This is a genomic window from Corallococcus sp. AS-1-6, from assembly GCF_020037015.1.
GTDB lineage: Bacteria > Myxococcota > Myxococcia > Myxococcales > Myxococcaceae > Corallococcus.
Map to the genome: position 1 here is coordinate 169,639 of NZ_JAIQDE010000001.1, position 13,400 is coordinate 183,038.

Sequence of the window (13,400 nt, forward strand, 5' to 3'; positions counted from 1 at the left end):
ATGGCGCCCCCGACTCGGGGTAAACATTTGTAATCTCTGGTGACACGAGGGTTGGAATGGGCGTTATCAGCTTCACGGGCGTCAAGGTGTTCTCCACCACGCTCGCGCGCGATCGCGAGAACATGGGCGAGAACATCACCAAGTGGCTGAAGGAGAACTCCTCCGTGGAGGTCGTGGACAAGATCGTCACGCAGTCCTCGGACAAGGAGTTTCACTGTCTGACCATCACGCTCTTCTACCGCCACAAGGCCTGAAGCCTCCGGCAGGGCGACAGAAGGCGTGGGATGCGAGGGCGCTTCTCCCTGGTGACACCAGGGCGGGGCGCCCTTCATCGTTTCTGGATTTGGGGTTGCGGACCGGGCGCTGTTCCACCACCTTTGGGCCTCTATGCGACCCATGCGGGGCTACAATCGAGGCGGCGGCGGTTTCGGCGACATGTTCCCGAGCCTGGAGTCGATGGCCGCCAAGCTGGCCATCGCGTTCGTGGGCATCTCCGCCCTGTTCCTGGCGACCTCACGAGGGCAGGGGGCGCTGCTGCTGCTCAACCCGGCGGACGTGATTCTGCGCTTCCGCCTGTGGGAGCTGGTCACCTACGCCTTCGTGGCCACCGGCCCGCTGGGCATCCTCTTCGGCGGCCTCATCATCTGGTCCATTGGCGGCTTCCTGGAGTCCGCCTGGGGCGGCAAGCGGCTCTTGCTGGTGGCGGTGGGCATCCCGGTGGTGGCGGGCCTCATCACGACGGCGCTGGCCCTGGTGATGCCCATGAGCGTCTACGCGGGCGGCTCCGTGATGACGGCGGTGATGTGGGTGGCCTACGGCCTGGTCATCGGCAAGGGGCAGACGAACTTCTGGGGCATCCCGCTGACGGGCAACTGGTTCGCGGCCATTGGCGCGGGCTTCACCGTGCTGAACATGCTGACCGCGGGTTCCTGGCGCGCGGTGGCGCCGGAGATCTTCGGCCTGGTGCTGGTGTTCGTCTACGTGCGCGGCGCGAGCCCCAAGCGGCTGATGCTCCAGTTGCAGCACTGGCGCCTGCAGCGGCAGTTGCGCGACCGCTCCAAGCACCTGCGCGTGGTGGACCGCAACCGCCCGCCGGACCGCGACCAGTACCTCAACTAGTGCGCGGCCTCCGGGTGGCCGTACTGCTTGAGCTTCCGGTAGAGCGTGGCCACGCCGATGTCCAACTGCTCCGCGGTGCGTGAGCGGTTGCCGCCGTTCTGCGCCAGCACCGCGAGGATGTACTCCTTCTCCATGTCCTCCAGCCGGCGCGGGTTGCCGGTGGGGACCAGGCTGGGCGGCGCGGCGCGCACCTCCTCCGGCAAATCGTCGCGCTCCACGCGCGGCCCCTCGCAGAGCACCACCGCGCGCTCGACGGCGTTGCCCAGCTCGCGCACGTTGCCCGGCCAGGGGTAGCGCAGGAGTTGATCCGCCGCGTCCGGGGACAGGCCGCTCACGCGGCGGCCCAGCCGCTCTCCGGCCTCCGCCAGCAGCAGCCGCGCCAGGGGGAGGATGTCCTCGCGGCGCTCGCGCAGGGGCGGGATGCGCAGCTCGATGACGCGCAGCCGGTAGAAGAGGTCCTGGCGGAAGCGGCCCAGGCGGACCTCCTCGGACAGCTCGCGGTTGGTGGCCGCCACCACGCGCACGTCCACCTTGCGGCTGGTGTTCTCCCCCACGCGGCGCACCTCGCGCTCCTGGAGGGCGCGCAAGAGCTTGGCCTGCATGGCGGGGGGCACCTCGCCCACTTCGTCCAGGAAGAGGGTGCCGCCGTGCGCCGCCTCGAAGAGGCCGGGCCGGTCGTGCGTGGCGCCGGTGAAGGCGCCCTTGGCGTGGCCGAACAGCTCGCTCTCCAGCAGGCTCTCCGTCACGGCGGCGCAGTTCACGGCGATGAAGGCCTTGTGCGCGCGGCCGGACTCGTCGTGGATGAGCCGGGCGATCCGCTCCTTGCCCACGCCGCTCTCGCCGGTGACGAGCACCGTGGTGTCCACCTTGGCGGACCGGCGCGCCAGGTTGAGCACGCGCTGCATGGACTCGGAGCGGGCCACCATGCCCGTGGGGTCCTCCGTCACGCCGGACACGCGCGCCAGCGACTGGCGCTTCGCGCGCAGCTTGCGCTCCGCCTGCCGCAGCGCCTCCGTCACCTGGCCGAGCACGCCCTCCATGCACTGCGTTTCATAGAAGCGCAGGAACTCCGTGCACTCGGTGCTCCACTCCGCCTGCGGGCGGCCCACGATGTGGCAGAAGGCGTCGCCCTTGCCCACGCACTTGAGCTCCGCGCAGTAGATGGGCTTGCCGTTGCAGTAGCTCAGGTAGCCGGACGCGAAGCCGGTGAGGCTCCAGCACACGGGCTCCTCCGCCTGGCCCAGGTGGAGCAGGTGCTGCTCGGCCTCATAGGAGTCGCTCCACTGCGCCTCCGCGAAGGGCTCCGGGCCATCCTTGTCCGTGCGCTCGATGCGCTCCACGCGCACCTGGCCCATCAGCGTGTGCAGCCGGCCGCCCGAGCGGCGCCACTCCGCTTCATCCGTCCACGGCACCGCGGTCTTCATCGCCTCCGCGGTGCGCCAGCCGTGCGCGTAGCCCAGCCGCGTGAAGATGCCGCGCGCGGCCGTCATCCCCAGCATCCCGATGAGCTCCTTGCGCAAAAGCCCCAGCGCCACCGGGTCCATCAACAGCGCCCGCTGCCCGGCGAAGCGGATGACGCCGCCCTTCGGCTCGAGCGCCAGGAGTTCCTTCAAGTCCAAACCTTCCAGACCCGCCACGGCGTCCCTCCCAGGTGTTTCAGTCTGAGGTGCTTCTCTATCAATCTGAGAGTTATTTCACAGTGCTGGAATGGGATGCCGAGCAATTCCATGTGGTTACCGTGTCGGGTGCGTTGGTCCTTGGGTTGCATTACAAGCCGCCACGATGCCGACCGGGGTGGACAGACGCGAGGTGCTGCAGGGCGTGGCGGCCGCCGGGGTGGCGGGGGTGATGGGGCCCGGGCGTTCGGTGGCCCAGCAGGTGGCTCCGGCGCTGTTCGTCTCGCACGGCTCGCCCATGACGGCGCTGGACGCGGACGCGTATCCCCAGGCGCTCCAGCGCTTCGGTGAGGGCGCGGGCGCGCTGAAGGCGCTGGTGGTGGTGTCGGCGCACTGGGAGACGGACGCGCGCGTGCACGTCACGGCGATGGCCGCGCCGCCGCTCGTCTACGACTTCTACGGCTTCCCTGAAGAGATGTACCGGCTGCGGTACGCGCCGCCGGGCGCTCCTGCGCTGGCGCAGGACGTGGTGGCGCGGCTGTCCTCGGCGGGCGTGCCCGCGGTGGGGGACGGCGAGCGTGGCCTGGACCACGGCGTCTGGGTGCCCTTGCGGCACGCGTTCCCGGAGGCGCGCGTGCCCGTGTTGCAGGTGGCGCTGCCGGCGGACGCGACGCCCGCGCAGGTGGCGCGCATGGGCGAGGCGCTGCGTCCTCTGCGCTCGGAGGGCGTGCTGCTCATGGGCAGCGGCGGGGTGGTGCACAACCTTCGCCGGGTGAATTTCCGGAACAAGCTTGCGTCCCCCGAGCCATGGGCCGCCGAGTTCGACGCGTGGGTCGCCGGAAAACTTGCCGCACGAGACTTCCTCGGGCTTCAGTCGTGGATGGACGCACCGAATGCGCGGGTCGCGCATCCATCCGCCGAGCATTGGTTGCCGATTTATTTCGTCCTCGGAGCCGCCCTCCCCGAGGACCGCATCACCCCCGTGTTCGAGGGCTTCCATCACGGGACCTTGTCCATGCGCAGCTTCGCGCTGCGCGCCTGAACCTCGCAGTCCGCAAACTCAAGGAGTCCACACCATGAAGATGTCTCTCAAGTCCGCCATCACGCTGCTCGCCGTCGCCGCCCCGTCGTTTGCCTTCGCGTCCGCGTGGGAGATCGACTCGTCGCACTCCAGCGCGCAGTTCGCCGTGAAGCACATGATGGTGTCCAACGTGCGCGGCACGTTCAGCAACGTGAAGGGCAACGTCAACCTGGATGACAAGGACATCACCAAGTCCACCATCGAGGCGACGCTCGACGCGACGACCATCAACACCAACGAGCCCAAGCGCGACGAGCACCTGAAGAGCCCGGACTTCTTCGACGTGGCGAAGTTCCCGACCATCACCTTCAAGTCCACGAAGGTGGCGAAGGCCGGCAAGGACAAGCTGAACGTCACGGGCGACCTGACGATGCACGGCGTGACCAAGCCGGTGACGCTGGCCGTGGAAGGCCCGACGCCGGAGACGAAGGACGCGTGGGGCAACGTGCGCCGCGGCGCCGTGGCGACCACGAAGATCAAGCGCAGCGACTTCGGCCTGACCTGGAACAAGGCGCTGGAGGCGGGCGGCGTGGCGGTGGGTGACGAGGTGACCATCACCCTGGACCTGGAGACCACGAAGAAGCCGGACGCGGCGGCTCCTCAGGCCACGGACAAGAAGTAGTCCTCGACTCAGCCTTGAAATGAAGAGAGGGGCCTCGGGTGACCGGGGCCCCTCTTTTTCGTGCGGGGTGGGGGTGGGCGGTGCGGCCCCCGGAGCGTGACGCTTCAGCCCTCGGCGACGGCCTGCACGCTGGCGCGGTAGATGAAGATGCGCGCGGTGTTGGTGCGGGTGTCGGCGGGGATGACGAAGAAGCCCGGGGTGGGGCCCTTGAAGTCCTGGGAGAAGCCGGCCACCTGGCGGCCATCGTTGAAGGTGACGCGGATCTTCGAGCCCTCCGCCTGCGGCTGACGCGCGCCCGCGGCGAGCATGAAGAAGATGGCCTTCACGCGCTTGCCGGGGATGCGCTCCGGGGCGAAGCCGCTCTGCTGCTCCAGGGAGATGGTGTCCTCCAGGAGGTCCGCGTCGCGGATGGTGCCGCGCTTCACCTGTCCTTCGACGGTGTGGATGATGACGCGGTGTTCGCCTTCCACGAAGGAGCTGGCGGCGGACGCGAAGGCGGCCCCCGGCACTTCGAAGAGCGCGTCGTCCGTGGGGCGCAGGTGGTTGGCGGCCACGGGCGCCGGGCTCCGGTGGGTCGGGCTGGAGGCGGCGGGGGGCGTCAGCCGGGCCACGGGCAGGGAGGGCGCGGCGGAGAGCGACAGGGCCGGGGCGGGCGGCGGAGGAGGGATGGCCGCGACGGGCAGGGCGGGGACCTCCTCGACGAGCTCGATGTCGGCCACGGGCTCGGACTCGACCTCCTCGACGTCGAGGGTGGCCTCGGGTTCCGCGTCCACGTCGACGGCGGGATCTTCCCAGCCGGCGGACGGGGTGGGGGCGGTGATGTCGGTGAGGGAGACCTCTTCCTCGGCGACGGGCTCGCTCCACTCGGCGGCGGGGGCCGGAGGGGCCTGCCAGGTGGACGGGGCGGGGGCGGCGTCGGCCATCCAGTCGGGCTGGGCCTCCTGGGGCGTGGCCCAGGCGGAGCGCGCGGCGGGAGCGGCGCTCCACTCAGGGGCGGCCTCCTCGACCGGGGCGTCCCAGGGCTGCTGCGCGTCGGGGGACGGCTGGGCCCAGGCGGAGCTCGCGGAGGAGTCCTCGGTGGCGGCCCACGCCGACTGCGCGGTGGCGTCCGTGGTGGCCCACGGCTGATCCGCGCCCGGGGGCACGGCCTCCGTCGTGGCCCATTCGGGCTGTGCTTCGGGGGCCTCTTCAGCGGCGGTCCAGGCGGGGTGCACGGCGACGGGCGCGGAGGCTTCCGTCGAGGCCCATTCGGGCTGCGCGACGGGCGTGGCGGCTTCAGTCGCAGCCCACTCGGGCTGCGCTTCGATGGGCGCGGCTTCTTCCGTGGCCCACTCAGGCTGCGCGACGGGCGCGGCTTCCTCAGTGGCCCACTCCGGCTGCGCCTCGATGGGGGCCTCTTCAGCGGCCCATTCCGGCTGCGCGGCGACGGGCGCGGAGGCTTCCGTCGTGGCCCACTCCGGCTGCGCTTCGACCGGGGCCTCTTCAGCGGCGGCCCACTCCGGCTGTACGGCGACGGGCGCGGCTTCTTCCGTGGCCCACTCGGGCTGCGCTTCGATGGGGGCTTCTTCAGCGGCGGCCCACTCCGGTTGCGCGGCGACGGGCGCGGCTTCTTCCGTGGCCCACTCGGGCTGCGCCTCAATGGGAGCTTCTTCAGCGGCCCATTCCGGCTGTGTAGCGACGGGCGCGGATGCTTCGGTCGTGGCCCACTCCGGCTGCGCCGAAACAGATGCGGACCCTTCGGCCGTGCCCCACTCGGGCTGCGCGGCAACAGGCGCGGCTTCCTCCGTGGTCGCCCACTCGGGCTGCGCCGAAACAGATGCGGACCCTTCGGCCGTGCCCCACTCGGGCTGCGCGGCAACAGGCGCGGCTTCCTCCGTGGTCGCCCACTCGGGCTGCGCCTCAATGGGCGCGGCTTCCTCGGTGGACCACTCCTGCTGTGCGGAGGCAGGGGCGGCGGCTTCCGTGGTCGCCCACTCGGGCTGCGCGGCGACGGGAGCGGCTTCCTCGGTGGCCCACTCGGGCTGCGCCTCGATGGGCGCCTCTTCCGCGGATGCCCACTCCTGCTGAGCAGCGACGGGCGCGGAGACTTCTTCCGAGGCCCATTCAGACTGCACAGCGACGGGCGCGGAGACTTCTTCCGAGGCCCATTCAGACTCCGTCGCGACGGGCGCGGAGGCTTCTTCCTTGGCCCATTCAGACTGCGCAGCGACAGGTGCGGAGGCCTCCGTCGAGGCCCACTCCGGCTGCGCAGCGACAGGCGCGGCTTCTTCCGTGGCCCACTCCGGCTGTGCTTCGATGGGCGCGGCTTCCTCGGTGGCCCACTCCGGCTGCGCTGCAACAGGCGCGGCTTCTTCCGTGGCCCATTCCGGCTGCGCTTCGATGGGCGAGGCTTCCTCGGTGGCCCACTCCGGCTGCGCAGCGACAGGCTCGGCTTCTTCCGTGGCCCATTCCGGCTGTGCTTCGATGGGAGCGGCTTCTTCGGTCGCGGCCGACTCCGCCTGCGGTGCCGTGGGCGCAGCAGCTTCCGTGGTCGCCCACTCGGACTGAGCCGCTACGGGCGCAGCGGCTTCTTCCGTGGCCCACTCCGGCTGTGCCTCGATCGGCGCGGTCTCCGTGGCGGCTTCAGTCGTCGTCCACTCCGGCTGCGCGGCGGCAGGCGTCGCGTCCGTGGTGGACCACTCCGCCTGCTCGGCAACAGGCGAGGTCTCTTCCGTGGCCCACTCCGGCTGCGCCTCGATGGGGGCTTCTTCAGCGGCGGCCCACTCGGATTGCGCGGCGGCGGGCGCGGAGGACTCCGTCGCGGCCCACTCCGGCTGCGCCGAAACAGGCGCGGACCCTTCGGCCGTCGCCCACTCGGACTGCGCGGCGACGGGCGTGGCCTCTTCAGTCGTCGCCCACTCCGGCTGCGCTTCGATGGGGGCTTCTTCAGCCGCGGCCCACTCGGGCTGGGCCTCGACGGGCGCGGCCTCCGCGGTTGCCCACTGCGGCTGCGTGGGAACAGTGGAGGTCCCTTCAGCAGGGGTCCATTCCGGCTGGGCTTCGAGCGGCGCGGCTTCTTCCGTCGCCCACTCGGGCTGCGCTTCGATGGGAGCCTCTTCCGCCGCTGCCCACTCCGACTGCGCGGCGACGGGAGCGGCTTCCTCGGTGGCCCACTCGGGCTGGGCCTCGATGGGGGCGGCTTCTTCAGCGTTCCAGTCGGACGCCTGGGCCGGCTGCTCGGCGTTGGCCTCCGGCGTGGCCCATTCGGACCGGGCCTCGATCAGCGGAGCCTCTTCGGACGGGGCCGTCCAACTGCTCTGGGCATCCGCGACGGGCGTTGTCGTGGAAGCGGCCCAGGCGGATTCGGTGGCCGGGGCATCCCACGCGGGTGCTGCGTTCGCGGTGGGCTGCTCGGACGACGCGGTGCCGGACTCCACCTGCGTCGAACCGGTTCCCTCCGCCGTGTCAGCGGAGGCAGCCCACTCAGGCTGGAGTTCGATGGCGGCGGGCTCCACGGCATCGGCGGCCCACTCGGGCTGGAGCTCGATGGCGGCGGACGCGTCCTGCAGTCCCACGGTGTCGGTGGCGTCCGAGGGCTCACCCTCGGCCGACCAGGCCTGCGCATCCTGACCCGGGGTGTTCCACGTCGACGGCTCGGTGGACTGCGCTTCGGCGAGGGACTCGGCGGCGGTGGCCAGCGGCACGGCGTCGTCGGCACTGCCGCTCAGCTCGCCCCACTGTTCCGCTGCAGGGGCCACTTCGGCCGTGGGCTCGACATCGTCCGAGCCGAGCTCCACCGTGTCGGCTTCGATGTCCGGGCCGACCGGGATGCTGCGGATCCGCAGCGACGGAATGCCCGTCTCATTCGCGAACGGGGAGGGCGGCGGAGTGAGCTGCTCCTCTTCGGCTCCCAGGTCGGCCACGTCGAAGGTCTGGGCCTCCACTCCGGCCGCGACCTCCGAGGCAGCGCCACCGTCGGACCCAAGCGCGGCGCCTTCATGGGCGACGTCGTTCGCGTCGAGCGCGATCTCCTCGGCCTGGGCTTCCGCCACGGGAGCGTCGCCGGACTGCCAGTCCGACGAGACATCGCTCGCGTCGAGCGCGATCTCCTCGGCGGGCGTCTCCGTGCCTGACTGCCACGCCTCGGCGGTGGGGGCGGACGCACTGCCATCGGCGGCGACACCCGACGGATCCTGGGCCTGCCACTCCGTCGCGACGTCATCCGTGCCGAGCGTGATCTCCTCGGCGGAGGTCCGCGCCTGCGCCGTGTCGTCGGCCTGCCACTCCGTCGCGACATCGCTCGCGCCGAGCGCAATCTCCTCGCTGGAGGATTGCGCCGACGTGTCGCTGCCCGCCTGCCAATCCGTGGCGACCTCGCTCGACTCGAGCGCGATCTCCTCGGAGTGCGTGCCGGTGGCGACGGCGCTATCGGCCGTCCACTCCGTCACCGCGTTGCCAGAAGCCAGTGCGCTCTCGTCGGTGGATGCGGCCGTGCCGGCCTGCCAGTCCGTGGCGACATCCTCGGCACCGAGGGCGATCTCCCCCGCGCCTTCCGGTGAAGCGTTCGGATCCGCCTGCCAATCCGTGGCGACGTCGTCCGTGCTCAGCGCGACAGCGTTAGCCGCCGGAGCCCCACCCTCCGCCTGCCAGTCCGTGGCGACGTCATTCGTGCCGAGCGCGATCTCTTCCGCCGCGGACTCGCCGCCGGTCTGCCAGTCCGTGGCGACCGCGACATCCTCCGCCGGAGCCGCGCCCTCCGCCTGCCAATCCGTCGCGACGTCGCTCGTACCGAGCGGGATCTCCGCCGCCTCGGGAGTCGCCTGCCACGCGGCCTCGACCTCGGACGTGCCGGTCGCCGTGGCGGATCCACCGGACTGCCAGGTCTCCGCGCTGGCCGTCTCCGGCTGCCACTCCGTCGCGACGTCGCCCGCGTCCAGGGCGATCTCCTCCGCGGGCACTTCCGTGGCCGCCGCGCCGTCGGTCCACGCCTCCGCCATGTCATCCGCGCCGAGCGCGAGCTCTCCAGCCTGCTCCGGTGCTCCCGCGACAGGGGCCGTCTCCGCCCCCCACGCTCCCGCCGTCTCCGTGGCGACCGCCTGCGCCTCCTGCATGGCCTCCACTGGCGCGGCGGGCTCCGCCGTCGCGACGTCGCTCCAGTCCCACTCCGTGGCCGTGCCTTCCGCCGGCGCTGTCGGCTCCACCGCGAGCGGCGCGGTATCGAGCGCGCTGTCCCGAGCCTCCTCGGACTCCACCGCCAGCGGCGCCGCGTCCCACGCCGCGTCCACGGGCGACAGGTCCTCGGCCATCACCGCCTCGGCGACGGGCTCGGCCTCCAGCAGCTCCGCCTCCCCGACCGCGTGCTCCGCGGAGGCCAGCGCCTCCGCCATCGGATCCAGACCGGACGCCGCCGGGGCCTGGGCCTCCGTCTCGACCTCCATCGACAGGTCCGCGAACGAGTCCTCCAGCGAGGGCTCCGGCTCGGCGGCGGCCACCGGGGGCGGCGTCTCCGCCGACAGCCCGGAGAAGTCCTCCTCGGCGCTCGTGCCCCACGGCTCCGCCGCGGCAGCAGGCGAGGTCGCCACGGGCGCCTGCGGCATCCACGGCGCGGGTTCACTCAGCGAGGGGATGTCGATGTCGTCCGTGCTGAGGTTCAGGCTGTCCGACTCGGTGGGCGCCTGCGGGGCATAGGCCTGCGGATCCACCGGGGCCGCGTAGCCCGCCGCCGCGTTCGGGTCATACGCCGCGTTCGGGTCGTAACCCTGCTGCGCCCACGCCGCCGCCGCGTTCGGATCATAGGCCGCCGCGTTCGGATCATAGGCCGCCGCGTTCGGGTCGTAGCCGGCGGGGTAGGCGTACCACTGGCCATCCTCGCCGTAGTACCCCTGGGCGTTCGGGTCGTAGCCGGCGGGGTAGGCGTACCACTGGCCATCCTCGCCGTAGTAGCCCTGGGCGTTCGGGTCGTAGCCGGCGGGGTAGGCGTACCACTGGCCATCCTCGCCGTAGTAGCCCTGGGGCTGCTGCTCGGGCTGGGCCCACGCCTGGGCCGCCGCCGCGGTGTCCGCCGCGTCCTGGATGCCCAAGAGGCCGCGCAACTCGACCCAGCGAGCCTCCTCGACAGCGGACAGGCTTCCCAGCTTCCGCTTCTCATCCAGGAAGCGGAACTCTCTCATCGCGGCGCGCGTATCGGACATCCGTCACCTTGCTGCGCCAGCGTCCAACAGGGGGACCGCCGCAGCGAAAATCTTGGAGGCCCGCGAGTGTAGGGGACTCCCGCCAGGGGGTAAACCAATCCGCCACGCCCGACCGGCCGCTACCTCCCCGAGAGGGCGGCACGCACCGCCTGGTCCAGGCCGGCGAAGTCCTTCTCGTAGGTGGCCTTCAGGGCCTCCTGGAAGGAGTCGGCCTGACCCGCCTTCTGGATGAAGTCCAGGAGCTTCTCCTGCCCCCCCAGCCGCACAAGCTCCCGCACCGCCATGGCGGACGTCCCATAGGCGACTTCCGGCTGGGACATGGAGATGGGCGCCTGCGAGTCCATGTCCGACAGCTTCGGCAGCCGCCCCTGCTTCGCCTGGCCCTTCATCACCTCGCGCAGGTAGCGCGGGGGGCCGTCCAGCCCCAGGTAGCGCCACTCGATGTACTCGGCCAGGCCCTCGTTGAACCAGCGGGGCAGGGCGCCGCCGCCGCGCGGGGAGATTTCGTCCACCGCCGCGTGCACGTACTCGTGGACCAGCGTGGCCTTCGTCGCCTGCGTCAGCTCCGCCGCGTCGTTCATGCGGATGGCGTCCTCGGAGTACAGGCCGGCCACCGCGGCCGCGTACCGGGCGCCCATGTGCGTGGCGAACTCGTCGCGCGTGTACAGCACGACGTTCAACTGCCGCTCGCGGGCCCGCCCCAGCGTGCGCTGGGTGAACTCATAGGCCTCGTCCAGCGCGGACACGACCTTGCCCTCGTACTCCGCGCGCTGGCCGAAGTCCCGGTCGCTGTTGAAGTAGCGGATGGCGAAGCGGCTGTTCTGGCGCACGCGCATGCCGTCCTTGCCCACGCCGGACTCGTAGCTCAGGCTCGCGGTCTGGACGTTCCCGCCCCCCGAGCCCTTCGCCTGACGCGTGTCCCCAGGGCCCGGCTCGCCGTTCATCCGCAGCTCCAGGCGCTCCGCCTCGCGCCGCGCGGCCCCTTCCTCCGACACCTGGGCGCGCGCCTGCTGCATCAGCTTCTTCGCCTCCGCGGCCTCCTTCGACTTCGCGGGCACCTGCTGCAGCGTGGCCAGCGCCCCCGCCGAGTCCTTGTCCTGCAACTGCAACCGCCCCAGCTCCAGCGCGAACGCGCCGTCCTTGGGGAAGGTGGCCAGGCCCTTCTTCAGCGCCTCCTCCGCGGCGGCCCGCTGATCCGTCTTCAGCGCGGACCTCGCCAGGCAGCGCAGGCCGCCCGCCGTCTCCTGGAAGGCCACGGCGCGCTCACCCAGCGAGTACGCCATCACCGCGTCCTCCGCGAGCAGCGCCTCGCAGCCCTTGAGCAGCGGGGCCGCCACGGACGGCCGCTGCGCCTCCGGATACGAGGCCGGATCCGCGGCGGCGAACGCGAGGTACAGCTCCTCCCACTCCTTGTGGGCGGCCAGCTCCTTCGCCTTCTGCGCGGGAGGAGCGGCGGCGAGGAGCAGCAGGGCGATGAGGGGCGTGTTCATGGGTTTCCGGAGTATCGCCGAAGCCCCGAGCGCCCGCGCAAGCCTCCCCGCCCTACGTCCGGGCGACCTGCCAGCCCTGGGCCTCCAGCGCCGCCATCAGCTCCTGGATGTGCGCGTGCCCGGTGGTCTCCAGCATCACCTCCACCGTGGCCTCGCCCAGGCCCGCCTTGGAGAAGGCGCGGTCGTGGTGCAGGTCCACCACGTTGGCGCGCATCTCGGCGATCTGCGTGGTGAGCCGCGCGAGCACGCCGGGCCGGTCCGGCAGCCGCACCTCCAACTGCACCAGGCGGCCCGCCTTCACGAGGCCCCGCTCGATGATGCGGCTGATGACGTTCATGTCGATGTTGCCGCCGCCCACAATGATGGCGACGCGCTTGCCCTTCGCCTGGGGAATCCGGCCGTTGACGAGCGCCGCCAGCCCCGCCGCGCCCGCGCCCTCCGCCACCGACTTCTCCTGCTCCAGCATCATCAGGATGGCGGCGGCGATCTCCTCCTCGTCCACCGTCACCACCGCGTCCACGTACTTCTTCACGTGCTCGAAGGTGAGCTCCCCCGGCACCTTCACCGCGATGCCGTCCGCGATGGTGGTGCCCGCGTTCGTCAGCTCCGTGCGCTTCCCCGCATCCAGCGACGCCTTCATGCTGGCGATGGTGGAGGCCTGCACGCCCACCACCTGGATGCGCGGGTTCGTTGCCTTCAGCGCCACGGCGATGCCGGAGATGAGCCCGCCGCCGCCCACCGGCACCACCACCAGCTCCAGGTCCGGGCACTGCTCCAGCAGCTCCAGCGCGATGGTGCCCTGGCCCGCGATGACGTGCGGGTCGTCGAAGGGGTGCACGAAGACCAGGTCCTCGGCGGCCTGGATGCGCCGGGCCTCCGCGTAGGCCTCGTCGTAGTTGGCGCCCTTGAGCACCACGCGCGCGCCGTAGTCATCCCGCGTGCGCGTGACCTTGATGAGCGGCGTGCGCTCCGGCATCACGATGGTGGCGCGGATGCCCAGCCGGCGCGCGTGGTACGCCACGCCCTGCGCGTGGTTGCCGGCGGAGGCCGCGATGACGCCGCGGCGCTTCTCCTCCTCCGACAGCGTCAGCAGCTTGTTGAGCGCGCCGCGCTCCTTGAAGGCGCCGGTGCGCTGGAGGTTCTCCAGCTTGAAGTACACCACCGCGCAGTCGGTCTTCTCCGTGAAGTAGTCCGACGCGGGGCACGGCGTGGGGCGCAGCGCGGGGCGGATCCGCTCGCGCGCCGCCTGGATGTCCTGCAGGGTGACCATCATGGCCGGGCGTCTAGCGGAAGCGCGGCCCG

The 13,400-nt window shown here is 71.5% G+C and carries 8 protein-coding genes; 4 read left to right on the forward strand and 4 right to left on the reverse strand.

The genetic code is table 11. From position 1 onward, the window contains the following. The first annotated feature begins 56 nt into the window (after positions 1–56). Both K8612_RS00755 and K8612_RS00760 read left to right on the forward strand, forming a co-directional pair. On the forward strand, positions 57–254 hold the full coding sequence (locus K8612_RS00755) for a hypothetical protein (RefSeq protein WP_207047995.1): 198 nt from the start codon (positions 57–59) through the stop codon (positions 252–254). Positions 255–387: 133 nt separating this feature from the next. Beyond that, positions 388–1,119 (forward strand): rhomboid family intramembrane serine protease, encoded by a 732-nt coding sequence (locus K8612_RS00760; protein ID WP_223760927.1) that lies wholly within the window; start codon positions 388–390, stop codon positions 1,117–1,119. Here K8612_RS00760 and K8612_RS00765 read toward each other — a convergent pair. Beyond that, on the reverse strand, positions 1,116–2,756 hold the full coding sequence (locus K8612_RS00765) for a sigma-54-dependent Fis family transcriptional regulator (RefSeq protein WP_223740118.1): 1,641 nt from the start codon (positions 2,754–2,756) through the stop codon (positions 1,116–1,118). The genes K8612_RS00760 and K8612_RS00765 overlap by 4 nt on opposite strands. 145 nt (positions 2,757–2,901) lie before the next feature. Here K8612_RS00765 and K8612_RS00770 point away from each other — a divergent pair, with 145 nt between their 5' ends. Continuing rightward, positions 2,902–3,777, forward strand: coding sequence for a dioxygenase (locus K8612_RS00770; protein ID WP_223740117.1), 876 nt, complete (start codon positions 2,902–2,904; stop codon positions 3,775–3,777). A gap of 34 nt (positions 3,778–3,811) precedes the next feature. Further along, positions 3,812–4,438: a YceI family protein gene (locus K8612_RS00775; RefSeq protein ID WP_223740116.1), complete on the forward strand. Its 627-nt coding sequence runs from the start codon at positions 3,812–3,814 to the stop codon at positions 4,436–4,438. Positions 4,439–4,542: 104 nt separating this feature from the next. On the opposite strand, the gene K8612_RS00780 is transcribed toward K8612_RS00775, so the two are convergent. The 3 genes from K8612_RS00780 to K8612_RS00790 all read right to left on the reverse strand — a co-directional run bounded on the left by K8612_RS00780 (position 4,543) and on the right by K8612_RS00790 (position 13,368). Further along, entirely contained in the window at positions 4,543–10,608 is a 6,066-nt protein-coding gene (locus K8612_RS00780; protein WP_223761180.1) for a hypothetical protein, read from the reverse strand. A gap of 119 nt (positions 10,609–10,727) precedes the next feature. Further along, positions 10,728–12,098, reverse strand: a complete 1,371-nt coding sequence (locus K8612_RS00785) for a peptidase MA family metallohydrolase (RefSeq protein ID WP_223760928.1) — start codon at positions 12,096–12,098, stop codon at positions 10,728–10,730. A gap of 52 nt (positions 12,099–12,150) precedes the next feature. Beyond that, complete coding sequence (locus K8612_RS00790) at positions 12,151–13,368, reverse strand: threonine ammonia-lyase (protein WP_223740144.1); 1,218 nt, start codon at positions 13,366–13,368, stop codon at positions 12,151–12,153. Between the last annotated feature and the right edge of the window lie 32 nt (positions 13,369–13,400).

Excerpts from the sequence above, each read along its gene's own strand:
- K8612_RS00790 (WP_223740144.1), bottom strand. The coding sequence starts at position 13,368 with ATGGTCACCCTGCAGGACATCCAGGCGGCGCGCGAGCGGATCCGCCCC.
- K8612_RS00785 (WP_223760928.1), bottom strand. The coding sequence starts at position 12,098 with ATGAACACGCCCCTCATCGCCCTGCTGCTCCTCGCCGCCGCTCCTCCC.
- K8612_RS00755 (WP_207047995.1), top strand. The coding sequence starts at position 57 with ATGGGCGTTATCAGCTTCACGGGCGTCAAGGTGTTCTCCACCACGCTC.
- K8612_RS00770 (WP_223740117.1), top strand. The coding sequence starts at position 2,902 with ATGCCGACCGGGGTGGACAGACGCGAGGTGCTGCAGGGCGTGGCGGCC.
- K8612_RS00775 (WP_223740116.1), top strand. The coding sequence starts at position 3,812 with ATGAAGATGTCTCTCAAGTCCGCCATCACGCTGCTCGCCGTCGCCGCC.
- K8612_RS00780 (WP_223761180.1), bottom strand. The coding sequence starts at position 10,608 with ATGTCCGATACGCGCGCCGCGATGAGAGAGTTCCGCTTCCTGGATGAG.
- K8612_RS00760 (WP_223760927.1), top strand. The coding sequence starts at position 388 with ATGCGACCCATGCGGGGCTACAATCGAGGCGGCGGCGGTTTCGGCGAC.